Genomic DNA, 24439 nt, shown 5'->3' with positions numbered 1-24439 from the left:
TACTGGATCGCCCGCCTGCGCGGGCGATGACGTCGAAAATAGGAGCGATGGCGGCAATGGAAGGTTTGATGAAAGGCAAGCGCGGTCTGATCATGGGCATCGCCAATGATCATTCCATCGCCTGGGGCATGGCGCGGACGCTTCATGCCCATGGCGCCGAGCTTGCCTTCACCTTCCAGGGCGAGGCGCTCGGCAAGCGCGTCAAGCCGCTGGCGGAGCAGCTCGGCGTCGATCTGGTGCTGCCTTGCGACGTCGAGGACATCGCAAGCGTCGATGCCACCTTCGCGGTGCTCCGCGAAAAGTGGGGCAAGCTCGACTTCGTGATCCACGCGATCGGCTTTGCCGACAAGAACGAGCTGAAGGGCCGCTATGCCGACACCAGCCGCGAGAATTTCTCGCGCACCATGGTGATCTCCTGCTTCTCGTTTACGGAAGTCGCAAAGCGCGCCGCCGAGCTGATGACGGAGGGGGGCAGCATGATCACGCTGACCTTCGGCGCCTCAGAGCGCGCGATGCCGAACTACAACGTGATGGGCGTGGCCAAGGCGGCGCTGGAGGCCTCCGTGCGCTATCTCGCCGCCGATTTCGGACCGCGCGGCATCCGCGTCAACGCGATCTCCGCCGGCCCCATCCGCACGCTCGCCGGCTCCGGCATCGGCGAGGCGCGGGCGATGTTCGCCTTCATGCAGAAGCATTCGCCGCTGCGCCGCGGCGTCACGCTCGACGACCTCGGCGGCTCGGCGCTGTATCTGCTGTCGGACCTCTCCGGCGGCGTGACCGGCGAGGTCCATTATGTGGATTCCGGCTACAACGTCATCCTGATGCCGCGGCCGGATGATCTGAAGTCATCGGAATAGCTTCGTAGCCTGGATGGAGCGCAGCGAAATCCGGGACAGGCTCATCCGCGGATGCGATTGCCCCGGATTGCGCTGCGCTCCATCCGGGCTACTGCAGCTACTTCGCTTTGCCTCCCCTACGAGAGCTTGCTTAACCCGCCGCGATCTTCTCCGCGCGCTGGAACGCCGGGCGCGCCGTGCAGCGCGCGAGGTAGGCGTCGAACGCGGGGCGCGACGGCACCATCTTGAACAGGCGCACCGCGAAATTCAGGCCGGAGCCGATGACGACGTCGGCTGCGGAAAATTCCCCGCCGAGAATCCACGGGCCCTTCTCGAGCGCGGCCTCCAGCACGTCGAACACCTGCGTCGCGCTGCCCCACGCCGCGGTCGAGGTCGGGATCTCGATCTTGGTGAAGATCTGGATAATGGCGGGCTCGATGCAGCCCGGCGAGAAGAACAGCCATTGCAGGTAGCGCGCCCGACGCGGATCGGTCAGGGCTGGCGCGAGCTTGGTTTCGGGATAGCGGTCGGCGATGTAGGCGCAGATCGCCGCGGCTTCGGCGAGCGCGGCATCGCCGTCGGTCAGCGCCGGCACCTTGCCCATCGGATTGATCTTCAGATAGTCCGGCGCTTTCTGCGCGCCTGTCGAGATGTCGGTCAGCACGCGCTCATAGGGCAGGCCGCTCTCCTCCATCAGCCAGAGCGTCGTGAACGAGCGCGAGCGGGGCGACCAATAGAGTTTGATCATGGCGGCGAACCTTTATTGCTGGAGCAGCTGAGGTAGCGTTTTGTCGAGACTCGTCGTCAGCAGCGTGCGGACACCATCGCGCAGCGCTTGGTTGCCCGCCACCTCGTTGGCAGACGCCGGAAAGGCCGTCTCATCCAATTCCTTGTTGGGGCCGCTGATCGGGTTGATCCCGATCAAGCGTGATATCATGGGTTCGGCATCCGTTGACGCCGCGCCTTTCTTGACGACCTCGAACGACTGTCCGCCGTACACGGTGATATAGGTCAGCGCGAACAGGAAAGTGCGTCGCTTGATGGGATTGCCCCACTTCACGATGCCAAATCCTTCGACCGATTGATTCGTGTTGCTGAAGCCGTTCTGAAATCTCTCGACCAGGACATAGAGCTGACATTTGGTGCCTGCCGCGCTCTGCTGAACGAATTCCTGCCGCTCCTGGTTTCGTCTCAGCATCGGCGATCCGGATCCGCCGGCCTGCGCCCAGGCGCTCGGTGAATAAGCGAGGCGCTTGACAGATTTGCCGGCCGCGGCCGCGCGAACCCGCGACATGACGATGTCATCAAGTCCCCAGCCATCGATCGCGACGGGCACGTACTCGTTGCCAAACATGGTGAAGCCAACCTGCTGAACACCGAACCGGTTGCCGACGACGGAAATGAGACCAATCCCGCACGGTCCTGCATCCGCAGCGGCAGCCTGTTTGGAGCTCGGGGCGGCTTTGGGCGTGGTGCTCTTGGCTGGCCGAGTCGGCGATGGAGCGGATTGGGCCGCCGCGCCGGCGATGAGCCCTAACAGAAAGATCGTAGTCAAGCAGATGCGAAACATGGGACGGCTGATGCGGGTTGCGGCTTCCAGGATATTCTCATCGACGAGAGACATCTACTAGTGCGCGCCGATGACAACCGCAAGGTGAAGACCCGCTCGTCCTACCCGCCGCCTGGCCGTTGCCGCTTCCACCGGTAACACTTCATCACGAACCCGTTCGACGGCTCGATCTCTTCCTTCTCGAACACGACCAGCGCCAGGCCTTCTCGTTCTCGCGGACGCAGCGCAGATAGATCTCGTCGGGCATTTGCGTGCGCGTGAAGGCGAGCAATTGCCGGCCGAGCGATCGGCCCTGATGGGCAGGCGCGACGAACAGCATGTCGAGATAGAGCTTCGGCAGGTGCAGCGCGAGCATCGCGGCGATCGTGCCGCGATCGTCGGCGACGAACAGGCTCCAGCCGTTCTCGATCTCGCGCCTGATCCGCGCACGCAAGTTCGCCAGCAGGAAGTCGCTGGCTTCGGCGAGCCCGGTCGAGGCCCAGCTCTCCATCCAGACGCGGCCGATCTCATCGTATTCGTCGGAGCGGGCGAGGCGGATGACCGGATGCGACATCAGCCGGTCAAGCCTTCTGGCCGCGCAGGGATTGCCGGGCGCGCACCTTGCCGGCCGACAGGCACACCACCTCGGAAATCTGCAGCAGCTGCCGCGCCAGCGGGCTGGTCTTGCGCCAGACCATGCCGATGGTGCGCGACGGCTCGGGGTCGCGGAAGCGCGCCAGCGAGACCGAGGCGGAGCGCGTCTCCACCGGCACCGCCATCTCCGGGATCAACGTGACGCCGATGCCGGCGCTGACCATCTGCACCAGCGTCGATAGCGAGTTCGCATCGAGCATCTCGCGCGGCGGCGCAGCCTGCATGTTGCAGAAGGAGAGCGCCTGGTCGCGGAAACAGTGCCCTTCCTCGAGCAGCAGAAGCCGCATCTCGCGCATCATCTCGCGCGACGGCACCGGCGTGCCTTCATCGGCGCCCGGCCGCACCAGCAGAAACTTCTCCTCGAACAGCGCTACCTCGGTGAGCGAGGGCTCCGACACCGGCAGCGCCACGATGGCGGTGTCGAGCCGGCCCTCCACCAGCTCCTGGATCAGCCGCGGCGTCATGGTCTCGCGCACGCGGATGTCGAGCTCCGGGTGCATGCGCGTGAGGTTCTTGGTGATCTTGGGTAGCAAATAGGGCGCGATGGTCGGGATCATGCCGATGCGCAGGCGGCCGGCGAAGCGGTCCTGCGAAGCGCGCGCGAAATCGCCGAGTTCGTCGACTGAGCGCAGGATGTCGCGAACCCGTTGCGCCAGCTCCTCGCCGAACCGGGTCAGCGCGACCTGGCGCGCGCTGCGTTCCAGCAACAGGCCGCCGAGCGTCTCCTCCAATTCCTTGATTTGCATCGACAGGGCCGGCTGCGAGATCGAGCAGGCCTCGGCGGCACGGCCGAAATGGCCGTGGCGCGCCAGCGCATCGAAATACCGGAGCTGGCGCAGCGTCAGGTTTATCATCAGAAAATCCTATCGCAGCGATCACTAAAGTCAACTTCCCCTGATAGGACGCGACGCTTAGAGTGGTTCTACCTGGTCAAGGGCGCGATCGACGCCGCCAGAGGAGGTATTCATGGACGACACTTCGAAGTGCCCGTTTTCGGGCGGAAAACCCACGCGCTCAAACCGCGATTGGTGGCCGACGCAGCTCAACATCGAGGTGCTGCACAAGAATTCCGACAAGTCCGATCCGATGGACAAGGACTTCGATTACGCCAAGGAGTTCAAGTCGCTCGACCTGAACGCGGTCATCAAGGACCTGACCGCGTTGATGACGGATTCTCAGGAATGGTGGCCGGCCGACTTCGGCCACTATGGCGGCCTCATGATCCGCATGGCCTGGCACAGCGCCGGCACCTATCGCACCACCGACGGCCGCGGTGGCGCCGGCGCCGGTCAGCAGCGTTTCGCCCCGCTCAACAGCTGGCCCGACAACGCCAATCTCGACAAGGCCCGCCGGCTGCTCTGGCCGATCAAGCAGAAATACGGCCAGAAGATTTCCTGGGCCGACCTGATGGTGCTCGCCGGCAACGTCGCGCTCGAATCGATGGGCTTCAAGACCTTTGGTTTCGCCGGCGGTCGCGTCGACGTCTGGGAGCCGGAAGAGCTCTATTGGGGTCCGGAAGGCACCTGGCTCGGTGATGAGCGCTATAGCGGCGAGCGCCAGCTCGCCGAGCCGCTCGGCGCGGTGCAGATGGGCCTCATCTACGTCAATCCGGAAGGCCCGAACGGCAAGCCGGATCCGGTCGCCGCGGCCAAGGACATCCGCGAGACCTTCGCCCGCATGGCGATGAACGACGAGGAGACCGTCGCGCTGATCGCTGGCGGCCACAGCTTCGGCAAGACCCATGGCGCCGGCGATCCCTCGCTGGTCGGTCCAGAACCGGAAGCCGGTGCGCTTGAAGACCAGGGCCTCGGCTGGAAGAGCAAGCATGGGGCGGGCCACTCCGCCGACTCCATCACCAGCGGTCTGGAAGTGACCTGGACGAAGACGCCGACGAAGTGGAGCAACAACTTCTTCGAAAATCTCTTCAACTTCGAATGGGAGCTGACGAAGAGCCCGGCCGGCGCTCAGCAATGGACCGCCAAGAACGCCGAAGCGATCATTCCGGACGCGTTCGATCCGTCGAAGAAGCATCGGCCGACCATGCTGACGACCGACCTCTCGCTGCGCTTCGATCCCGCATATGAGAAGATCTCGCGTCGCTTCCTGGAGAACCCGGATCAGTTCGCGGACGCCTTCGCCCGTGCCTGGTTCAAGCTCACCCATCGCGACATGGGTCCGATCCAGCGCTATCTCGGCCCGCTGGTGCCGAAGGAGACGCTGATCTGGCAGGATCCGATCCCGGCCGTGAACCACGAGCTGGTCAGTGAGCAGGACATCGCGGCCCTCAAGTCGAAGATCCTGGCCTCGGGCCTGACGGTGCCGGAGTTGGTCTCGACGGCCTGGGCCTCGGCCTCGACGTTCCGCGGCTCGGACAAGCGCGGCGGCGCCAACGGTGCGCGCATCCGCCTTGCTCCGCAGAAGGACTGGGAGGTCAACGAGCCGGCCCAGCTCGCCAAGGTGCTCGGCAAGCTCGAAGCGATCCAGAAGGACTTCAACGCCTCATCCGGCGCCAAGAAGGTCTCGCTCGCCGACCTGATCGTGCTCGGCGGCACCGCCGCCGTCGAGAAGGCTGCCAAGGATGCCGGCGTCGACGTCAAGGTCGGCTTCACGCCGGGCCGCATGGATGCTTCGCAGGAGCAGACCGATGCGGCCTCCTTCGCCCCGCTGGAGCCGCGAGCCGATGGCTTCCGCAACTACATCGGCAAGCGGCATCAGTTCATGCAGCCCGAAGAGGCCCTCGTCGACCGCGCCCAGCTGCTGCGGCTGACCGGTCCGGAGATGACGGTGCTGGTCGGTGGCCTGCGTGTGCTCGGCGCCAATGCCGGCGGGTTGAAGCACGGCGTCTTCACCTCGAAGGTGGGAACGCTAAGCAACGACTATTTCGTCAACCTGCTCGACATGAGCACGCAGTGGGCACCGCCCGGTGCGGACGGCGTCTACGAAGGCCGCGACCGCAAGACCAACACCGTCAAGTGGACCGCAACGCGCGTCGATCTGATCTTCGGCTCGCACTCGCAGCTTCGCGCCTTCGCCGAGGTCTATGCCACCTCGGACTCCAAGGAGAAGTTCGTGAAGGACTTTGCGAAAGCCTGGACCAAGGTGATGAACCTCGACCGCTACGACATCGCGGCGCGATCCTGATCGGGGGCCCGCAAACAAAAGGGCGGCCGAGAGGCCGCCCTTTTTTCATCATCCCGGATCGGCGTTACACGTCGAGTATGCCGGCCTTCGCGGCAGCGTAGCGCTCGCCCACCGCCTTCCAGTTCACTGTGTTCCACCATGCCTTGAGATAATCGGCGCGCCGGTTCTGGTAGTTCAGATAGTAGGCGTGCTCCCAGACGTCGTTGCCGAGCAGCGCCCGCTTGCCGTCCATCATCGGATTGTCCTGATTGGGCCTTGTCTCGATTGCGAGCTTGCCGTCCTTGCTGACGGTCACGAACACCCAGCCCGAGCCGAACACGCGCCCGCCGGCAGCGTTGAAGTCCGTTTGCAATTTCTCCATGCCACCGAGATCGCTGTCGATCGCGGCGAGCAGGGCGCCTTCCGGCTTGCCGCCGTTCGGTCCCATGATCTGCCAGAACATCGTGTGGTTGGCGTGGCCTCCCATGTTGTTGCGGACGCCGGTGCGGATCGCGTCGGGTACGGCGCCGAGATTGCCGAGCACCTCGCCGACCGGCTTTCCAGCGATCTGCGGATTGTCCTTCGCGAAATTGTTCAGGTTGGTAATGAACGCCTGGTGATGGCGGCCGTGATGAATCTCCATCGTCTTGGCATCGATATGCGGTTCCAACGCGTTCGGCGGATAGGCCAGCGGATCGAGTTTGAACGGCCCTGTGGGCGCCATGGCCGCCTGCGCAAACGCCAAGCGCGGGGCAGCGGCGGCCGCAACGAGGCCGGTGGCTGCGAACATGAGACGGCGCCGGGATATGGATGACATCTGGTTCTCCTGTCTGGGACGATCCGCTGAGTGAAGCGTATGGCGGTAGACGTAGATACGCGGTTGCAGCCACTGCGGGTTTCGAACGAAGTGGCTGTGATGGTGCGACGGAATCGCGCATGGCGTTCGACGAAGCAGGTAGCAAACGGCCAAAAAAAGAAGGGCGGCCTTTCGGCCGCCCTTGGTGTTCAGATGTTCCGAGAGGTTACTCGCCGGCGGCTTCGCGCGGGGCCTTTTCGCCCTCGGCGGCCTTCTCCTTGCCCTCGAGATCCTCACCGGTGGTCTGGTCGACCACCTTCATCGACAGGCGGGTCTTGCCGCGATCGTCGAAGCCGAGCAGCTTGACCTTGACCTTGTCGCCTTCCTTGACGACGTCGGAGGTCTTCTGCACGCGGTTGGCCGCGAGCTGGCTGATGTGGACGAGACCATCCTTGGAACCGAAGAAGTTCACGAAGGCGCCGAACTCCATCACCTTGACGACAGTGCCGTCATAGATCTGGCCGACTTCCGGATCGGACGCGATCGACTTGATCCACTTGATCGCCGCCTTCATCGCCTCGCCGTCGCTGGAGGCGACCTTCACGGTGCCGTCATCCTCGATGTTGACCTTGGCGCCGGTCTTCTCGACGATCTCGCGGATCACCTTGCCGCCGGTGCCGATCACCTCGCGGATCTTGTCGGTGGCGATCTTGAAGGTCTCGATGCGCGGCGCATATTCGCCGAGCTCGGCGCGGGCCGCGGTGAGGGCCTTGGCCATCTCGCCGAGGATATGGATGCGGCCGTCCTTGGCCTGAGCCAGCGCGACCTTCATGATCTCTTCGGTGATGCCCTCGATCTTGATGTCCATCTGGAGCGAGGTGATGCCCGCTTCCGTGCCGGCGACCTTGAAGTCCATGTCGCCGAGATGGTCCTCGTCGCCGAGGATGTCCGAGAGAACCGCAAAGCGCTTGTCTTCGAGGATCAGGCCCATCGCGATGCCCGCGGTCGGCCGCTTCAGCGGCACGCCCGCATCCATCAGCGCCAGCGAGGCGCCGCAGACCGAAGCCATCGAGGACGAGCCGTTGGACTCGGTGATCTCCGAGACCACGCGCGTGGTGTAGGGGAATTCATGGTGCGGCGGCAGCACCGGACGAATCGCGCGCCAGGCCAGCTTGCCGTGGCCGATCTCGCGGCGCTTGGTGCCGCCGAGGCGGCCGGTCTCGCCGACCGAATAGGGGGGGAAGTTGTAGTGCAGCAGGAACGTTTCCTTGTAGGTTCCGGACAGCGCGTCGATGTACTGCTCGTCCTCGCCGGTGCCGAGCGTGGTCACGACCATCGCCTGGGTCTCGCCGCGGGTGAACAGCGCCGAGCCGTGGGCGCGGGGCAGCACGCCGACTTCGGCGACGATGTTGCGGACCGTCTTGCTGTCGCGGCCGTCGATGCGCTTGCCGGTATCGAGGATATTCCAGCGAACGATCTTGGCCTCGAGCTCCTTGAACACGCCGGCGACACGGAGCTTGTCGTATTTCGGCTCCTGGCCCTCCGGGAAGTAGTGGGCCATCACCTTTTCCTTGGCGACGCCGACGGCGGCATAACGCTGCTGCTTGATCGGAATCGCGTAGGCGGCGCGCAGCTCCTGCTCGACCAGGCCGAGCATCTCCTTCTCGAGCGCGGCGTTGTCGATGACGGTGACTTCGCGCGGCTCCTTGGCGGCCTTCTCGGCGAGCTCGATGATCGCGTTGATGACAGGCTGGAAGTGGCGGTGACCGAACATCACGGCGCCGAGCATGATGTCTTCGTTCAGTTCCTTGGCTTCCGATTCCACCATCAGCACGGCGTCGGCAGTGCCGGCGACGACGAGGTCGAGCTGGGTGTCGACCATCTCGTCGAGCGTCGGATTGAGAATGAACTCGTCGTTGGCGAAGCCGACACGGGCTGCGCCAATCGGGCCCTTGAACGGCACGCCGGACAGGGTCAGCGCCGCGGAGGCCGCGACCATCGCCACGACGTCGGGATCGTTCTCCATATCGTGCGACAGCACGGTGACGATCACCTGGGTCTCGTTACGCCAGCCGTCGACGAACAGCGGGCGGATCGGTCGGTCGATCAGGCGGGAGACCAGCGTCTCCTTCTCGGTCGGACGGCCCTCGCGCTTGAAATAGCCGCCGGGAATGCGCCCCGCAGCGTAGGCCTTTTCCTGGTAATCGACGGTCAGCGGCAGGAAGTCGACGCCCTCGCGCGGCGCCTTCGCCGCGACGACGGTGGCGAGCACCACGGTCTCGCCATAGGTGGCGACGACGGCGCCGTCGGCCTGGCGGGCGATCTTGCCGGTTTCGAGCTTGAGTGGGCGTCCGCCCCAGTCGATCTCGACTGAATGCTTATTGAACATAGAGGTCTTCTTTCATGGGTTCTCGAAAGAAGGGACGGCTCTCGAAAAACAAAAACCATGCGCAAGATTGCGGGACGCTGATCGGAGCGGATGATCAGCGTCCTGCGATCCTGCCATGGTTTTTGGATGTCGGATGGCGTCCATCCTTTCGGGTCATACGGGCGCCTTGCCCGTTGTGCCCAGCCGCCGGATTGCTGCTGGACTGTCAGTCGGCACGAATGCAAACACCGAAACTTCGATCTTCGCTCATCATGCCCGGACGCGAATCAACAATCCGCATCCGACGCGCACGCAACCTCGATCAAAAAGCTTAAAACAAGCGCTTTCGTTCGAAACCACGCGCGAAAACGCGCGCCGGTGGCGCGCGCAGGAACTCTTAACGACGAATATTGTGCTTCTCGAGCAGCGCCTTGTACCGCGCCTCGTCCTTCTTCTTGAGATAGTCGAGGAGCGAGCGGCGGGTCGAGACCAGCTTCAAGAGGCCGCGACGCGAATGGTTGTCCTTCACGTGGGTCTTGAAATGGTTGGTGAGGTTGTTGATGCGTTCCGACAGGATCGCGACCTGAACCTCGGGCGAGCCGGTGTCGCCGGCCTTGGTGGCATTCGTCTTGATGACTTCCGCTTTGCGTTCTGCGGCAATCGACATCGTCAATTTCTCTCGTTGCGACCGGGGCTGGCAGTCAGGCCGGTCAGGTTGAACACACGCTTGGGGATGATTTCGCCATTGCCAACTTCGGCAAGCGCCAAAAGACGGCCTGCCACCGTGACATAGACTGTGCCGCTACAAGTGGGCGCATCCCGTCCGCGCAACAAAACGGCCTGGCCCCGATGGAGCCTTGCCGCATCAGCCCGAGTGACGGCCAGTGCCGGGATGTCGTCCAGCGCGGTCTCAACGGGCAAAAGCGCGTCGGCGAGGCTGCCCTCGCCGGACGCGGCTCTATCGCACAAAGCCTCCAACTGATCCAGCGGAATCATGTCGTTTTCGCCAAATGGGCCGACCAGGGTCCGCCGCAGCGCGCAGATATGGCCGTAAGTGCCGAGGATCCGGCCCATATCGCGGGCGAGCGCCCGGACATAGGTGCCCTTGCCGCATTCGGCCTCGAACACGGCCCGGTCGTTATCTGGTTGATCGACAAGGGTTAAATGGTGAATCTCGACCGGGCGGGGCGCCAGTTCCACAACCTCGCCGTCGCGGGCGAGGTCATAGGCGCGCTCGCCCTGGATCTTGATCGCCGAATAGCGCGGCGGGATCTGCTCGATCACCCCGGTGAAGCGGGGCAGCAGCGCCAGGATGGCCTCCCGGCTCGGGCGCTGGTCCGAGGTCGCGGTCACCCGGCCCTCGATGTCGTCGGTATCGCGCTCCTGGCCCCAGCAGACCGTGAAGCGGTAGCGCTTGCGGCCGTCCATCACGAAGGGGACGGTCTTGGTGGCTTCCCCGAGCGCGATCGGCAAGCCCCCCGAGGCGAGCGGATCGAGCGTGCCGGCGTGTCCGGCGCGCTTGGCGTTGAACAGGCGCTTGAGCACGGCGACGGCCTGCGTCGAGGTCATGCCGATCGGCTTGTCGAGCACGACCCAGCCATGGACGTCGCGGCGGTCGCGGCGGACCTGGTTGCCCTTCTGCTGCTTGGCGCGCGGATCGTTGTTGACGCGGCGCGGCTCCTGATGCGGCTGCGAATTGCCGCCCATCTCCGCGAAATCGTTGGTCTGCGCGTCGCGCTGATCGGTGTCGTTGCCGCCGATCGTGCCGTGAGCGGGGTCCATGGTCATTGCTCTTCTTCCCGATCCGAATGCGGATCCTGTTCCAAATCCTTCTGCACCGCAGGCGTTCGCAAAAGCTTCTCGATCCGTTCCGCTTCGTCGAATCGTTCGTCGACGCGGAAGCGAATGTCAGGTGCAAATTTCAGGTTAACGCGCCGCGCGACCTCGCCGCGCAAGAACTTCTTGTTGCGCTCGAGCGCAGCGATGACGATCTCGGTGTCGCGGCCACCGAGCGGCATCACGTAGACCGTCGCGAGCTTCAGGTCGGGCGACATCCGCACCTCCGGCACGGTGATGATGTGACCTTCGAGGTCGGCATCATGCACATTGCCTTGCGCCAGAATATCGGCCATCGCGTGGCGAACCTGCTCGCCGACGCGCAGCTGACGCTGCGAGCCGCCGGGCGCGGAACCCTTCTTCTGATGATGCCGTGGCATTTTCTGAAAATCACCTCGTCATGCCCGCATCTGGGACACGGGCATTGTCATTTGTCCTGTTGAAACGAAGAGGGGGTGGATGGCCGGAAACATCCGGCCATCGCACTCCCGCAATCTCAGTTCAAAAAGATCCGAACGCTTCGGTAAGATTTGGACTTACAGGGAGCGCTGGATCGTCTCCACGCGATAACACTCGATCACGTCACCGGCACGCATGTCGTGGTAGTTCTCGAAGGCCATGCCGCATTCCTGGCCGGACTGGACTTCCTTCACTTCGTCCTTGAAGCGCTTCAGCGTCGACAGCTTGCCTTCGTGCACGACGACGTTGTCGCGGATCAGGCGCACATTGGCGCCGCGTTCCACCGTGCCGTCGGTGACGCGGCAGCCGGCTACCTTGCCGACCTTGGAGATGTTGAAGATCTCCAGGATCTCGGCATTGCCCAGCATGGTTTCGCGCAAGGTCGGCGCGAGCAGACCGCTCATCGCCTTCTTCACGTCGTCCACGAGGTCGTAGATGATGTTGTAGTAGCGGATCTCGATGCCGTTGCGCTTGGCGGCCGCAGCGGCCTCCTTGTTGGCGCGAACCGAGAAGCCGATGATCGCGGCGTTGAAGCCTTCGGCCAGCGTCACGTCGGATTCCGAGATGCCGCCGACGCCGGCATGCAGGATGCGGGCGGCGACCTCGTCGGTGCCGAGCTTCTCCAGCGAGCCGAGGATGGCTTCCAGCGAGCCCTGCACGTCGGCCTTGACGATCAGCGGGAATTCCTTGCGGCCCGCCGTCTTCAATTGCGACATCATCTGCTCGAGCGAGCCGCGCATGCCGGAGATCGAGGCTGCCGCGTTCTCGCGCTTCTGGTGCGCGCGGTAGCTGGTGACCTGGCGGGCGCGGGCTTCATTCTCGACCACCGCGAGACGATCGCCGGCCTCGGGCGGGCCGTTGAAGCCGAGCACCTCGACTGGAACCGAGGGGCCGGCCTCCTGCACGGTCTCGCCCTGATCGGAGATCAGCGCGCGGACGCGGCCCATTTCGGCACCGGCGACGATGATGTCGCCGACGCGAAGCGTGCCGCGCTGGACCAGCACGGTCGCGACCGGACCGCGGCCGCGATCGAGCTTGGCCTCGATCACGGTGCCTTCGGCGGGACGCTCCGAATTGGTCTTGAGCTCGAGGATTTCGGCCTGCAGCGCGATCATCTCGAGCAGCTTGTCGAGATTGGTCTTGTTCTTGGCGGACACCTCGACGTCGACGACTTCGCCGCCGAAAGATTCCACCTGCACCTCGTGCTGGAGCAGCTCGGTGCGCACGCGCTCGGGCTTGGCATCGGGCTTGTCGATCTTGTTGATGGCAACGATGATCGGCACGCCGGCCGCCTTGGCGTGATTGATGGCTTCGACCGTCTGCGGCATCACGCCGTCATCGGCCGCGACCACCAGCACGACGATGTCGGTGACCTTGGCGCCGCGGGCGCGCATCGCGGTGAACGCTGCGTGGCCGGGCGTGTCGATGAACGTGATCTTCTTGCCGGTTTCAGGCGATGTCACCTGATAGGCGCCGATGTGCTGGGTGATGCCGCCGGCTTCGCCGGAGACCACGTTGGCGTGACGGAGCGCGTCGAGCAGCGAGGTCTTGCCGTGGTCGACGTGACCCATGACGGTCACCACGGGCGAACGGGTCTCGGTGTCGGTCGAATCGTCGGTCGCGTCGAACAGACCTTCTTCAACGTCGGAGGCGGCAACGCGCTTGACGGTGTGGCCGAGCTCTTCGGCAATCAGCTGCGCGGTGTCGGCGTCGATCACGTCGGTGATCTTGTGCATCGCGCCCTGCTTCATCAGCATGCGGATGACGTCGACCGCGCGTTCGGACATGCGGTTGGCGAGTTCCTGGATGGTGATCGCTTCCGGAATGACCACTTCGCGGATGAGCTTTTCCTTGGGCTCGTTCGAGGCGTGGCCCTTCAGGCGCTGGGTGCGGCGGCGGAACGAGGCGATCGAGCGCTCGCGCACCTCATCGGCATTGAGCGCGGTGACGACGGTCAGGCGGCCGCGCTCCTTCTGCGGGCCGGGCTTGTGGGTGGGCTTGGGGGCTACCACGGGACGCGCGGCGCCGCCGGGACCGCGACGGATCTGGCGCGGCGCCTCGTCGTCGTCAGCTTCGGCCGCAACGGCGGGGCCGCGGCCAGCCGGTCCACCCGGACGCTGCGCGGTCGTGGTTGCAGGGCGCGCCGTCGTGGTTCCAGGACGCGCTGTGGTCGTGGTTCCAGGCCGGGACGCAGGCGCACCGGGGCGCGGTGCGGAGGCGGCCGGTACCGCGGCGGCGGGACGCGGTGCGGACGGCTGCTCGCCTTCGCCAAAACGCTTCTTGGCCTCGGTCTCGGCCTTGCGCTTGGCTTCGTCCTCGTGACGGTGGCGCTCTTCCTCGGCCTTGCGGCGGGATTCGGCGGCTTCGCGCTCGGCGCGCTCGGCAGCCTCACGGGCGGCGCGGCGCTGGGCCTCTTCCTCGGCCTGGCGGCGTTCCTCGACCTCGCGCAGCTTGGCATCGGCGAGCGCACTGGCGCGGGCCGAACGCTCATCCTCGGTGAGGGTACGAAGCACCACGCCGGAACCGGCGTTGCGCGGCGGGGGCGGAGCCGGACGCGGCGGCGCGGCGGGTGCGGCCGGCGCCGGCTTTGCCGTCACCTCGGGCGCGTGCGGCTCGGGTCCATCGCCAATGCGGCGCTTGCCGCGCTTCTCGACCACGACCTGCTTGCTGCGGCCATGGCTGAAGCTCTGGCGCACGGTGCCCGTTTCGACGCGCGGCTTGAGCGATAGCGTCTTGCTCGGAACGCTCAGCTTCTTGTCGCCAGGGGTCTTGGTATCAACCATTCAGCAGTCCTAATCCTGATTTATCAGTGTTGTGCGTTGCCGCACCATCCAATCGGGTCGTCGTTGTCTCTCAGAAATCCTGGCCGGGTTTTTCGGCAGTCTTGTCGTCGTCCGCCATCCGGTATCGGACCAGGATCTGGCTACGTGACAGGAATGACTTGCTCGCCGGGCCCGCGAGCAGGGCAGCATGTATCACATTTGACCGGGTCAGTGCCAAATCCAATTCTACCGATTTCAGAGCGGTGACGACGGGAATCTGCGGCTGGGCACCGCGATTCCCGGCATTCTGACGCGCCAGCATGTCCAATTTGCGGATTCCGTCCGCGGCCCCGTCGCTGGCATGGATCAGGACCTCGACCGTTCCTTCCCGAAGGGCGCTCTCGACCTTGCCGAAACCGGCCACGACCTGGCCCGCCTTGGCGGCGATCCCAAGGGCTTCGGTCACGCTCCGGACCAGGAGCGCCTCGATGTCGGTGGGAAGCGTCTGAGGGATGCGCAGCTCGCGCTTGAAGGCCTTGCTAAATTGGTGACGCCGCACCGCTTCCGCAACCGTCTTGCGGGAGGCGGTGAGCCACATCCCGCGTCCGGGCAGCTTGCGCTTGAGATCGGGAACTATTTGTCCGTCAGGCGATGCAACGAAGCGGATCAGCTCGTCGATCGGTCGGACCTCGCGGCTGACCGCGCACATGCGCATGGTCGCGGACCTTTCGGTCCGCGGCCCATGGTCAAGTTCGAGGTCGGAATCTGCAAGCATCCGGGCGACATTCTCCTTTGCCCTTAAGCCGGTTGATCTTCGGTCGCCTCGGCCTCCTCGGTGGGCTTGGCGAGATCGGCTTCGGTGATCCAGCCGGCCTTGACGCGGGCCTGCATGATCATCGCTTCGGCGTCGTCACGGGAGATGTCGATGCCGTCGAGCGCACCGGCGTGCTTGGTCGGCTCGCTGCCTTCCTTGCGCTCGGTCCAGCCGACCAGATCGTCGGTGGCGCAGCCGGCGAGGTCCTCGACGCTCTTGATGTCGTTCTCGCCGAGCTTCACCAGCATCTTCGAGGTCACGCCGGGCACGTCCTTGAGCGCGTCCTCGACGCCGAGCTCCTTGCGCCTCGCCTCGAGCTCGGCTTCCTGCTGCTCCAGATATTCGCGGGCGCGGTTCTGCAGCTCCTGCGCGGTCTCCTCGTCGAAGCCCTCGATGCCGGCGAGCTCCTTGACGTCCACCATCGCGAGCTCCTCGACCGAGGTGAAGCCCTCGGACGCCAGCAGCTGGCCGACCACTTCGTCGACGTTGAGCGATTCCATGAAGACCCTGGTCGAGTTCTCGAAGTCGGCCTGGCGGCGCTCCGATTCCTCCTGCTCGGTCAGGATGTCGATATCCCAGCCGGTGAGCTGCGAGGCCAGGCGCACGTTCTGGCCGCGGCGGCCGATCGCGAGCGAGAGCTGGTTGTTGGTGTCGGGCACCACGACCTCGATGCGCTCGCGGTCCTCGTCGATCACGACCTTGGAGACTTCCGCCGGCGCCAGCGCGTTGACCACGAAGGTCGCGATGTCGGGCGACCATGGAATGATGTCGATCTTCTCGCCCTGCAGCTCGTTGACCACGGCCTGCACGCGCGAGCCGCGCATGCCGACGCAGGCGCCGACCGGATCGACCGAGGAATCGCGGGAAATCACGCCGATTTTCGCGCGCGAGCCCGGATCGCGGGCCACCGCCTTGATCTCGACGATGCCGTCATAGATCTCCGGCACTTCCTGCGCGAACAGCTTCGCCATGAACTGGGGATGGGTGCGGGAGAGGAAGATCTGCGGGCCTCTCGTCTCGCGGCGGACGTCGAAGATGTAGGCACGAACGCGGTCGCCGTTGCGGAACACCTCGCGGGGCAGCATCTCGTCGCGGCGGATGATGGCTTCGCCGCGGCCGAGATCGACGATCACGCTGCCATATTCGACGCGCTTGACGACGCCATTGACGATGTCGCCGATGCGGTCCTTGAATTCCTGGTACTGCCGGTCGCGCTCGGCCTCGCGCACCTTCTGCACGATGACCTGCTTGGCCGATTGCGCGGCGATGCGGCCATATTCCAGCGGCGGCAGGGTGTCGGCGATGGTGTCGCCGACCTGGGCGCCGGGATTGGCGCGCTGCGCGTCCACCAGCGAGATCTGGTTGCAGTGATTCTCGACCTTGTCGACCACCAGCATGTGGCGCGACAGCCGCAGCTCGCCCTTCTTCGGGTCGATCTCGGCATGAACGTCAGTCTCGCTGCCGTAACGGGCGCGCGCCGCCTTGGCGATGGCGTCCTCCATCGCCGCGATGACGATGCCGCGGTCGATCGACTTTTCGCGTGCGACGGCGTCGGCGATCTGAAGCAATTCGAGTCGGTTGGCGCTGACTGCCATGGCTAGTCTCCTTGGTCAGGCTCGATCTCGCCGCGCCGCGCGCGTTCGGCGGCAAGGCGATGTTTCTTCGTGTTGGTCGGGGCCGGCTTCTTCTTCGGCTTGGTGTTCTTGGTGATCTTCGCACTGATCTCCGCGTGCGGTGCAGCCGGCGGCTCCAGTCCGAGATCCCTGCGCATCTTGCGCTCCTCGGCCTTGCCACGGCGCATGGATTCCGCGATCAGCTCATCGGTCAGCACCAGCCGGGCCTCGCCGATATCCTCCATCGTCAGGAGAACGTCGGCATCGTCGCCAGCCTTGGCATCGTCGCGATGCAGATGCACGCGGTCGCCCTCGACCGCGCCGAGCGTGCCGCGGAAGCGCTTCCGCCCCTCATGCGCGACCGCCATCTCGATCTTCACCAGGTGCCCGGAATAGCGCTCGAAATCGGAGCGGCGCACCAGCGGGCGGTCGATTCCCGGCGAGGAGATCTCGAGCCGATAGGCGCGGTCGATAGGATCGGCGACGTCGAGCACGGGCGACAGGGCCCGCGAGATCGCCTCGCAATCCTCGATCTGCATCGAGCCGTCCGGCCGCTCGGCCATGATCTGCACGGTGCAGCCGGCCTCGCCGGAAATGCGGATCCGGACCAGGCGGTAGCCCATGCCCTGCAGCACGGGAGCTGCCACCGCGGACACCCGTGCCGCGACGCCGGGCTCGACCACGAGCCGCGGCTCGGCCAGCAATTCGGCATCCGTGGAACCAGGGTTCGGTTCGGTCATGTCCAGGGTCAGAGCGCTCGTTGGTTAAGGCTTGGGTTAAGGCTTGGTTACGATTTCAAAGCCCGCTTCGGAACTTTCCCGACCACACGTCGGGCGCATCTCCCGCCGAGCCGCGTTCAGGTAATAAAAAAGAGCGGGTCCTTGCGGGCCCACTCTCACTACGCGGATCGTATGAGAAGATGAATTGGCGCTGATATAGCCCTTTCCGCTTCTCCGGACAAGGCCCATTGCAGCGGGAACGGGGCCTTTTTGCGCCCGTCTGCGGGCCCTGCAACGCTTCCTTCATCAAGCAGGCCTAGATTTCCCGATTGTGGGGCGGCTTGGACCTAGGGCGCACCCGCGGCGTGCCCCGTTCGAGTTGCGTTTTCATGACCGTTGCCACGTCGCTCATTCCTGGACTGGACGATATCGTCAAGCGCGGCGATCCGCGCCGCCGCGGCGAGATCGCGCGTGCCATCTCCCAATTGTTCTTTCGGGATGCGGACAAGCTCCGCCCCGAGCTGATCGATCTGTTTGACAATCTCCTGATCGATCTCGTGCCCCATGCCGAGCTGGCATCGCGCGTCGATCTGTCCGAGCGCTTCTCGCGCCTGAACAACGCGCCGCCGCACCTCGTCAATCAGCTCGCGCGCGAGAACGAGATCATGGTGGCCGGCCCGGTGCTGCGCCGCTCGCCCGTGCTCGAGGAGGCGGCGCTGGTCGAGATCGCGCGCTTGAAGGGCCAGGGTCATCTTCTGGCGATGACTGAGCGTCCAGCTTTGTCTCCCGCCGTCACCGACGTGCTGGTCGAGCGCGGCGATCGCGACGTGGTGCGCCGTGCCGCCGCCAATGCCGGTGCGGTGTTCTCACCGGGCAGCTATTCCGAGATGATCAAGCGCGCGGCGCAGGACGGCGTGCTGACGCTGAAGATCGGCCAGCGCAACGACCTTTCCGGCGAGCACCTGAAGCAGCTGCTCGACGGGACGCTCGACGTCATCCGCCGTCGCCTCTCCACCGTGGTCAATCCCGCACGCCAGGCCGAGATCAAGCGCGCGATGGCGGCGATCGAGGAGGCCGCATTGCCGCCGGGTCCGCGCCGCGACTACTCCGCGGCACATCACACCGTGCTGACCCTGCGGCGCGAGGGCCATCTCGGCGAGAGCGCGCTGCTCGGCTTCGCCAAGGCGCACAAATACGAGGAGTCGATCGCCGCGCTGTCGGCGCTTTCAGGCATTCGGCTCTCGGTGCTCGATCGCCTGATTGCGGGCGACCGCTACGATCCGCTTCTGATCCTCGGCCGCGTGCTGAACCTCGGTTGGCCCACGGTGCGCGCGCTCATCCTGCTTTGGTACGGGCCGAACCGCACGCCGGCCGATGCCGATATCGAGGCCGCCCGCATCAACTTCACGCGCCTGATGCCGGCCACCGCCGAACGCGTCGTGAATTTCTGGCGCAACCGGCAGACGATCTAGCGTCCCACTCCGTCATTGCGAGCGAAGCGAAGCAATCCAGAACTCGTTCCGCGAAAACGCTCTGGATTGCTTCGTCGCCAGCGCAAATTGCCTTGCAATTTGTCGCGGGCTCCTCGCAATGACGGCTAACCCACCCGCCTGAACCGCAGATAAGCCGCCTTGCGTCCCTCGCGCGCGGCCTTTCGGCCGTAGCGCGTCATGGTGTAGCCCGGCCATGGAAGCCGGAAATCGTCGGCGCGTTCGGCCAGCCAGACGAAGTCCTGCGAGCGCGCAAGATGCGACAGTGTCCAGGCGCAGTAATCGTCGATGTCGCAGACGAAGCGGAATTCGCCGCCTCGCTTGAGCACGCGCGCCATCGCGGCAATGGTGCGGTCCTGGACGAAGCGCCGCTTCCAGTGTCGCCGCTTCGGCCAGGGATCGGGATGGATCAGGTCGATCCGCGACAGCGACTCCTTGGGAAGCCAAGCCAAGAGCTCGGCGGCATCGCCCGCGAACAGGCGGATGTTGCCGATGTTGGCCGCCTCGATCTGCGCGAGGATCTTGGCCATGCCGTTGACATAGGGCTCACAGCCGATGAAGCCGGTGGTGGGGAAGTTCTGTGCCTCGGCCGCGAGATGCTCGCCGCCGCCGAAGCCGATCTCGAGCCTGACGTCGTCGGCTGCGGGATCGAAGATGTCGCGGGCGTCCGCCGGCGCCTCACCGTCGATATCGAGGGCAAGATGCGGCAGCAGCTGCTCGATCAAGCCGGCCTGGTGTTGCCTCAGCTTGTGGCCCTTGCGGCGCCCGAAGAAGGCGCGCTCGCTGTCGTCGCGGTCGGGGCTTGATTTACGTTCGCTCATCGCAGCGTCTGATACAGGCGATGGAGCAGCCGCGCGCGTGGGGCCAGCGAGGAGACATAGAGCTGCTCATAATGGGTGTGTGCACCCTTGCCGTCGACGCCGAGCCCGTCGAGCGTTGCGGTGAAGGGAGCGGTGAAATTGCCGTCCGAGCCGCCGCCGGTGTGGGTGTCGATCAGCTCGAAGCCGATCTCGCCGGCGAGCGTCCTGGCATGCTCGTACAGCGCGGCACCTGCATTGCTCTTCTCGTAAGGCGGCCGGTTGAGCTCGCCCTTGACCGTGACGGTGACGCCATCGGTCTTCGAGGTCAAAGAGAGAATCTTGCCGACGAACTCGTCCGCGTCCTTGAGGCTCACGACGCGCAGATCGACTTCCGCATAGGCCTCCTCGGGCGTGACGTTGGGGCGCGTGCCGCCGCGCACCACGCCGACATTGACGGTCACGCCGCGCGCAACATCGTTCATTCCTTCCAGCGCCAGGATGACGTTGCCGAGTTCGCGGACGGCGCTGCGGCCGTCTTCGGGCCGCGAGCCAGCATGCGCGGGCACGCCCTTGATGAATACCCGGAAGCGTCCGACGCCCTTGCGCCCGGTGACGATCTTGCCGCCGTCGCGCGCCGGCTCGGTCACCAGCACGTATTTGGCCTTGCGCCCTTCCTGCTCGATCAGCGCACGCGAGGTCGGGCTGCCGATCTCCTCGTCGGAGGTGAACAGATGCGTGATGCCGAGCGGCGAGCGATCGCCCGTCGCGCAAAGCGCGCGGAAGGCGTGGTGGGCGATGTAGGCGCCGCCCTTCATGTCGTAGATGCCCGGACCGAACGCGACGTCGCCTTCGACCTTGAACGGCAGGCGCTCGATGAAGCCGATGGGATGGACGGTATCGAGATGGCTCAGCACCAGGATGCCCGGCTGATCCTGCCCCCAATTCGTGCGCGCCACGAGATGATCGCCGCAGCCGTCCGTGCCGGCGATGCGCTCGAGCGTGACGGGCAGGTCGCCGTATTGCTCCGCGACCACGGAGACCAGCTTGTTGACCTGTTCAGGTGCTTCCGTCGGCGTCTCGATCTCCACCCAGCGGCGGATGCCATCGAGAATAGTTTGTGAATCGAACCAATTGGAGCAGGTCATGGACGCATCTGTGCCTTTGAATCGCATCATCGAAGCGGACGCGCATCAAAGCGCGGTCGTAAATGACGACATAGGCCAGATTTGATGCAGTCTCAAATCGCGGGGGACATGAGCTTCAACGCTTGTCCGGACCTTCGCGGGCCGCAATCTGCTCGACGAGATCGACGATCGAGCGGCGCATCTTCGAATCAGTGATTCGCGTGAACGCCTTGGTCAAAGCGAGCCCTTCGGAGGTGGCGAGAAAGTCCGAGACGTAAGAGGGCGAGGCGCCTTCGCTGAAGCCATCCGGACCTGGCACGCCGCTCGGGCCGCCCTCGAACAGGAAGGACACCGGCACCTGCAGAATCTCCGCGATCTGCTGGATGCGGCTTGCGCCGACCCGGTTGGTGCCCTTCTCGTACTTCTGAATCTGCTGGAAAGTCAGGCCCAAAGCTTCACCGAGCTTCTCCTGGCTCATGCCCAACATGATGCGGCGCATGCGCACGCGACTGCCGACATATTTGTCAACAGGGTTGGGCGCTTTCGACATTTCCTCAGCCCTCCAAACACCACCTTCGGCGCAATGATCAAGCATGCCTCGGGTGCAGCACCGTCAAAATCAAACCCTGTTATTGGGAAACATTGCGGAGAAATTTAGCAATGCACCGCCATCTTTCGCAGCCGGTGCAGAATGGGGAGCCCGCGTGCAGTCTGTCAACCGTGGGACTACGGTTGTCAAAGGATTCCGGCCGCTGCGGCGGCGGTGCGATCAGGGCTGGCGTTTGCCTATTCGTCGGCGGACCGCCAGCAGCACGGCCACCGCGACGAGCATGATTGCGGGCACATCACCCACCCGTGCATAAACGGTCGGTGGGATCGCGGCCGGCAGGTTTGCGTCCAAAATGCCTTCGAGGCCGAGACCGAGGCTCGCGACCGTGCGGCCGACCGGATCGATCACTGCGGAGATGCCGGTATTGGCCGAGCGGACCAGCGGCAATCCGAGCTCGATCGCGCGCATCCGCGACTGCTCCAGGTGCTGGTAGGGACCGGTCGAGATGCCGAACCAGCCGTCATTGGTCAGGTTCACGATCCAGCCCGGACGTTCGTTGCGTGCAGCCACTTCGTCGGGAAAGATCGCCTCGTAGCAGATCAGCGGCAACGCGGGCGGCGCGCCGGCAACGGGGAGCGCATGCCGCACGGTGCCTGGAATGAAGCCGCCGCGCACACGCGTCAGTTGCTCGAAACCGAGCTTCTCCATCAACGACTGGTACGGAAGAAATTCTCCGAACGGTACCAGATGCAGCTTGTCGTAGACGGCGAGCACGCTGCCGTCGTGGTCGATCACGTAGATCGAGTTGTAGGCCCGCGTGATCGGTGTGCCCCGCGGCACATCGGGCGCGCGGACCGATCCCGTGACCAGCACCGTGCCCTTCGGTAACAGATCGGCGATTTGCGCCATCGCGTCGGCTTCGCGGGTCAAGAAGAACGGAAAGGCGGATTCCGGCCAGATCAGGATGGTGGCATCGCGCACGCCGGTCGATTGCGGGCCGGAGGCGCGGTCCGACAGCGCAAGGTACTTCTTCATCACCTCCGGCTTGGCGGCATAGTTGAATTTCTCGTCCTGCTGCAGGTTGGGCTGCATCAGGCGCAGCTTGGCGCCGGATACGATCGTGGTCGGATGCAGCGACAGGCGGATTGCGCCAAAGATGCTCATGACGAGCAGGAGCGCGACGGCCGCGGCCGGCACCCGCCATTGCAGGCGCCGATCCGGCGTGCGGTCGATCAGCGTCGCCGGGCTCGCGAAGATCGCAATCGTCAGGAACGTCACGCCCCACAGGCCGATCAGCGAGGCCGTCTGCGCCAGCGGCAATGGCTCGGACAGCGCATAGCCGAACGTGTTCCAGGGAAAGCCGGTCAGCGCATGGCCGCGCAGCCATTCGCTGATGGTGAGGCTCGCTGCGAGCGCCAGCACGCGCGTGGCGTTCTTGCTCCAGAGCAGGCGCGCCAGCGCAAAGCCGATCGCCGTGAAGATCGAAAGATAGGCCGGCAGGCCCAGCACCGCGAACGGCGTCAGCCAGGCGAATGTGTCGGCTTCGACGAAGAAGGCGTAGCCGATCCAGTAGAGGCCGGGCACGAAATAGCCGAGCCCGAACCAATAGCCGGTCAGGGCGGCGGCGGGCACGCCGCCATAGCGGCCGGCCCCGGCGCCGTCGATCAGCCAGACCAGCACCGGGAAGGTGACGAACAGCACCGGAAAGAGGTTGAACGGTGCCAGCGCCAGCACCGACAGCGCTCCGGCCGCCATGGCGACGACTGCGCGCTGCCATCCCCAGGTGAGGATGATGGCGAGCGCAATTTGCCGTAGGCGCTGCGATGGGCTCACTGCGAGGCGGCCCCGTCGCGCGGCGGCGATGTCGGCGTGTCGCTGGCCGGCGCTTGTCCGCCCTCCGGCGTGGCTTCACGCCGCCGGCTCTCGCGCTGGGTGCGGGGCGCCGGGCGTTCCTTCCGCGTCGCGATGCGCAGCCGCTTGACGCGGCGCGGATCGGCATCGAGCACCTCGACCTCGTAATTGCCGGGGCCCGAGATCACCTCGCCGCGCACCGGCAGGCGCCCGACGAAGCTGACGAGATAGCCGCCCAGCGTCTCCACCTCCTCGCCTGCCTCGCCGGTGACGAAATCCTCGCCGATCACCGAGCGGACGTCGTCGAGGCTGGCGCGGGCGTCGGCGATGAAGGCGTTGTCGGGCAGGCGCACGATCGAGGGCGGCTCGTCGCTATCGTGCTCGTCGTCGATCTCACCGACGATCTGCTCGACGATGTCCTCGATCGAGACCAGCCCGTCGCTGCCGCCATATTCGTCGACCACCAGCGCCAGATGGATGCGCGAGGCCTGCATCTGCGCGAGCAGGTCGATCGCCCGCATCGACGGCGGTACGTAGAGCAGCTTGCGGATGATGTGCGCCTCGTGAAGCGGCAGCGCGAGATCGACCGCGCGCAAATCGAGCCCGGCCGGCAGCGGCTTCTTGCGCTTGGTCTTGGTGGCTTCCGACACGCGGGCGCGCGCGGTCATGAAGGCGAGCAAATCGCGGATGTGGACGATGCCGACGGGATCATCGAGCGTCTCGTTGAAGACGACGAGGCGCGAATGGCCGGCGCTCTCGAAGCGGTCCATCAGTTCCCCGAGCGGGATGTCGCGCTTGACCGCGACGATGTCGGCGCGATGCACCATGACGTCGGCGATGCGGCGCTCGTGCAGGCTGAGGATGTTGCGCAGCATGGTGCGCTCGACCGCGGAGAAGCCGGTGTCGTCGGGCGTCGAGGCGTCGAGCACGACCTGGAGGTCGTCGCGCACCGACCCCGCCTTCCAGCCGAACAGTGTGCGGATGGCGCGCAGCAGCCAGCTTTCGGCACTCGGGCGCAGCACCTCGCCCGGCGTCACCACAACCGGCAAATTGGCCGTGGTGCGGGGATTGTCGTGGGTAGGCTCGGAATCCGGCATC

General features: G+C 65.1%; 20 protein-coding genes and 1 pseudogene. 3 read left to right on the top strand and 18 right to left on the bottom strand.

Translation table 11 applies throughout. The features are described from left to right. The first annotated feature begins 56 nt into the window (after positions 1 to 56). Positions 57 to 857, top strand: a complete 801-nt coding sequence (fabI, locus tag I6F12_RS27380) for an enoyl-ACP reductase FabI (RefSeq protein WP_036024482.1) — start codon at positions 57 to 59, stop codon at positions 855 to 857. A 130-nt stretch (positions 858 to 987) separates the two neighbouring features. Here the strand turns inward: fabI and I6F12_RS27375 are convergent, their stop codons facing one another. The 4 genes and pseudogenes from I6F12_RS27375 to I6F12_RS27360 all read right to left on the bottom strand — a co-directional run bounded on the left by I6F12_RS27375 (position 988) and on the right by I6F12_RS27360 (position 3893). Beyond that, complete coding sequence (locus tag I6F12_RS27375; RefSeq protein ID WP_225128066.1) at positions 988 to 1584, bottom strand: glutathione S-transferase family protein; 597 nt, start codon at positions 1582 to 1584, stop codon at positions 988 to 990. Positions 1585 to 1596: 12 nt separating this feature from the next. Continuing rightward, positions 1597 to 2460 carry a hypothetical protein gene (locus tag I6F12_RS27370; protein WP_225157643.1) on the bottom strand — a complete coding sequence of 288 codons (864 nt, stop codon included), beginning with the start codon at positions 2458 to 2460 and terminating at the stop codon, positions 1597 to 1599. Positions 2461 to 2507: 47 nt separating this feature from the next. Beyond that, positions 2508 to 2959, bottom strand: a pseudogene (locus I6F12_RS27365) (GNAT family N-acetyltransferase). Positions 2960 to 2966: 7 nt separating this feature from the next. Next, the gene (locus I6F12_RS27360; RefSeq protein WP_225157642.1) at positions 2967 to 3893 is read right to left on the bottom strand and encodes a hydrogen peroxide-inducible genes activator; all 927 of its coding nucleotides are present in this window, start codon (positions 3891 to 3893) and stop codon (positions 2967 to 2969) included. A gap of 112 nt (positions 3894 to 4005) precedes the next feature. Between I6F12_RS27360 and katG the strand changes: the two genes are divergently transcribed. Then, entirely contained in the window at positions 4006 to 6180 is a 2175-nt protein-coding gene (katG, locus tag I6F12_RS27355) for a catalase/peroxidase HPI (protein WP_036009010.1), read from the top strand. A gap of 64 nt (positions 6181 to 6244) precedes the next feature. Here katG and I6F12_RS27350 read toward each other — a convergent pair whose 3' ends face one another. The 9 genes from I6F12_RS27350 to rimP all read right to left on the bottom strand — a co-directional run bounded on the left by I6F12_RS27350 (position 6245) and on the right by rimP (position 17547). Further along, positions 6245 to 6976 carry a superoxide dismutase gene (locus I6F12_RS27350; protein ID WP_275970689.1) on the bottom strand — a complete coding sequence of 244 codons (732 nt, stop codon included), beginning with the start codon at positions 6974 to 6976 and terminating at the stop codon, positions 6245 to 6247. A gap of 205 nt (positions 6977 to 7181) precedes the next feature. After that, positions 7182 to 9344, bottom strand: a complete 2163-nt coding sequence (gene pnp / locus I6F12_RS27345; RefSeq protein ID WP_225157641.1) for a polyribonucleotide nucleotidyltransferase — start codon at positions 9342 to 9344, stop codon at positions 7182 to 7184. 376 nt (positions 9345 to 9720) lie between these two features. After that, positions 9721 to 9990, bottom strand: coding sequence for a 30S ribosomal protein S15 (gene rpsO, locus I6F12_RS27340; RefSeq protein ID WP_008540131.1), 270 nt, complete (start codon positions 9988 to 9990; stop codon positions 9721 to 9723). A gap of 2 nt (positions 9991 to 9992) precedes the next feature. Next, positions 9993 to 11111, bottom strand: a complete 1119-nt coding sequence (truB, locus tag I6F12_RS27335) for a tRNA pseudouridine(55) synthase TruB (RefSeq protein ID WP_225157640.1) — start codon at positions 11109 to 11111, stop codon at positions 9993 to 9995. After that, the gene (rbfA, locus tag I6F12_RS27330) at positions 11108 to 11539 is read right to left on the bottom strand and encodes a 30S ribosome-binding factor RbfA (RefSeq protein ID WP_225142402.1); all 432 of its coding nucleotides are present in this window, start codon (positions 11537 to 11539) and stop codon (positions 11108 to 11110) included. The genes truB and rbfA overlap by 4 nt, the downstream gene beginning before the upstream one ends. 156 nt (positions 11540 to 11695) lie before the next feature. Continuing rightward, on the bottom strand, positions 11696 to 14401 hold the full coding sequence (gene infB, locus I6F12_RS27325; protein ID WP_225157639.1) for a translation initiation factor IF-2: 2706 nt from the start codon (positions 14399 to 14401) through the stop codon (positions 11696 to 11698). Positions 14402 to 14471: 70 nt separating this feature from the next. Then, entirely contained in the window at positions 14472 to 15155 is a 684-nt protein-coding gene (locus I6F12_RS27320; protein WP_036040844.1) for an RNA-binding protein, read from the bottom strand. Between the two features lie 23 nt (positions 15156 to 15178). Next, positions 15179 to 16789 (bottom strand): transcription termination factor NusA, encoded by a 1611-nt coding sequence (nusA, locus tag I6F12_RS27315; protein WP_225157638.1) that lies wholly within the window; start codon positions 16787 to 16789, stop codon positions 15179 to 15181. A gap of 2 nt (positions 16790 to 16791) precedes the next feature. Beyond that, positions 16792 to 17547 carry a ribosome maturation factor RimP gene (gene rimP / locus I6F12_RS27310; protein WP_124162444.1) on the bottom strand — a complete coding sequence of 252 codons (756 nt, stop codon included), beginning with the start codon at positions 17545 to 17547 and terminating at the stop codon, positions 16792 to 16794. A 368-nt stretch (positions 17548 to 17915) separates the two neighbouring features. Between rimP and I6F12_RS27305 the strand changes: the two genes are divergently transcribed. Further along, positions 17916 to 18998, top strand: a complete 1083-nt coding sequence (locus I6F12_RS27305) for a DUF2336 domain-containing protein (protein WP_225157637.1) — start codon at positions 17916 to 17918, stop codon at positions 18996 to 18998. A gap of 125 nt (positions 18999 to 19123) precedes the next feature. Here I6F12_RS27305 and trmB read toward each other — a convergent pair whose 3' ends face one another. The 5 genes from trmB to I6F12_RS27280 form a co-directional block, all read right to left on the bottom strand. Further along, a complete protein-coding gene (gene trmB / locus I6F12_RS27300; protein ID WP_109141849.1) occupies positions 19124 to 19837 on the bottom strand; it encodes a tRNA (guanosine(46)-N7)-methyltransferase TrmB in 714 nt (237 codons plus the stop codon). Continuing rightward, positions 19834 to 20991, bottom strand: a complete 1158-nt coding sequence (locus tag I6F12_RS27295) for a M20 family metallopeptidase (RefSeq protein WP_225157636.1) — start codon at positions 20989 to 20991, stop codon at positions 19834 to 19836. Before I6F12_RS27295 ends, trmB begins: the two co-directional genes overlap by 4 nt. 85 nt (positions 20992 to 21076) lie before the next feature. After that, on the bottom strand, positions 21077 to 21490 hold the full coding sequence (locus tag I6F12_RS27290) for a helix-turn-helix transcriptional regulator (protein WP_018319423.1): 414 nt from the start codon (positions 21488 to 21490) through the stop codon (positions 21077 to 21079). Between the two features lie 219 nt (positions 21491 to 21709). Next, positions 21710 to 23323 carry an apolipoprotein N-acyltransferase gene (gene lnt, locus I6F12_RS27285; protein WP_225157635.1) on the bottom strand — a complete coding sequence of 538 codons (1614 nt, stop codon included), beginning with the start codon at positions 23321 to 23323 and terminating at the stop codon, positions 21710 to 21712. Then, positions 23320 to 24438 carry a hemolysin family protein gene (locus tag I6F12_RS27280; RefSeq protein ID WP_225157634.1) on the bottom strand — a complete coding sequence of 373 codons (1119 nt, stop codon included), beginning with the start codon at positions 24436 to 24438 and terminating at the stop codon, positions 23320 to 23322. Before I6F12_RS27280 ends, lnt begins: the two co-directional genes overlap by 4 nt. Position 24439 lies beyond the last annotated feature (1 nt).

The organism is Bradyrhizobium sp. IC4059 (genome assembly GCF_020193615.1).
Classification (GTDB): domain Bacteria; phylum Pseudomonadota; class Alphaproteobacteria; order Rhizobiales; family Xanthobacteraceae; genus Bradyrhizobium; species Bradyrhizobium yuanmingense.
This window is presented reverse-complemented; position numbering and strand designations above follow the sequence as displayed.

Coding starts and splice junctions, on each gene's coding strand:
- fabI (WP_036024482.1), top strand. CDS start 57: ATGGAAGGTTTGATGAAAGGCAAGCGCGGTCTGATCATGGGCATCGCC.
- I6F12_RS27375 (WP_225128066.1), bottom strand. CDS start 1,584: ATGATCAAACTCTATTGGTCGCCCCGCTCGCGCTCGTTCACGACGCTC.
- I6F12_RS27370 (WP_225157643.1), bottom strand. CDS start 2,460: ATGTCTCTCGTCGATGAGAATATCCTGGAAGCCGCAACCCGCATCAGC.
- I6F12_RS27360 (WP_225157642.1), bottom strand. CDS start 3,893: ATGATAAACCTGACGCTGCGCCAGCTCCGGTATTTCGATGCGCTGGCG.
- katG (WP_036009010.1), top strand. CDS start 4,006: ATGGACGACACTTCGAAGTGCCCGTTTTCGGGCGGAAAACCCACGCGC.
- I6F12_RS27350 (WP_275970689.1), bottom strand. CDS start 6,976: ATGTCATCCATATCCCGGCGCCGTCTCATGTTCGCAGCCACCGGCCTC.
- pnp (WP_225157641.1), bottom strand. CDS start 9,344: ATGTTCAATAAGCATTCAGTCGAGATCGACTGGGGCGGACGCCCACTC.
- rpsO (WP_008540131.1), bottom strand. CDS start 9,990: ATGTCGATTGCCGCAGAACGCAAAGCGGAAGTCATCAAGACGAATGCC.
- truB (WP_225157640.1), bottom strand. CDS start 11,111: ATGACCATGGACCCCGCTCACGGCACGATCGGCGGCAACGACACCGAT.
- rbfA (WP_225142402.1), bottom strand. CDS start 11,539: ATGCCACGGCATCATCAGAAGAAGGGTTCCGCGCCCGGCGGCTCGCAG.
- infB (WP_225157639.1), bottom strand. CDS start 14,401: ATGGTTGATACCAAGACCCCTGGCGACAAGAAGCTGAGCGTTCCGAGC.
- I6F12_RS27320 (WP_036040844.1), bottom strand. CDS start 15,155: ATGCTTGCAGATTCCGACCTCGAACTTGACCATGGGCCGCGGACCGAA.
- nusA (WP_225157638.1), bottom strand. CDS start 16,789: ATGGCAGTCAGCGCCAACCGACTCGAATTGCTTCAGATCGCCGACGCC.
- rimP (WP_124162444.1), bottom strand. CDS start 17,547: ATGACCGAACCGAACCCTGGTTCCACGGATGCCGAATTGCTGGCCGAG.
- I6F12_RS27305 (WP_225157637.1), top strand. CDS start 17,916: ATGACCGTTGCCACGTCGCTCATTCCTGGACTGGACGATATCGTCAAG.
- trmB (WP_109141849.1), bottom strand. CDS start 19,837: ATGAGCGAACGTAAATCAAGCCCCGACCGCGACGACAGCGAGCGCGCC.
- I6F12_RS27295 (WP_225157636.1), bottom strand. CDS start 20,991: ATGATGCGATTCAAAGGCACAGATGCGTCCATGACCTGCTCCAATTGG.
- I6F12_RS27290 (WP_018319423.1), bottom strand. CDS start 21,490: ATGTCGAAAGCGCCCAACCCTGTTGACAAATATGTCGGCAGTCGCGTG.
- I6F12_RS27280 (WP_225157634.1), bottom strand. CDS start 24,438: ATGCCGGATTCCGAGCCTACCCACGACAATCCCCGCACCACGGCCAAT.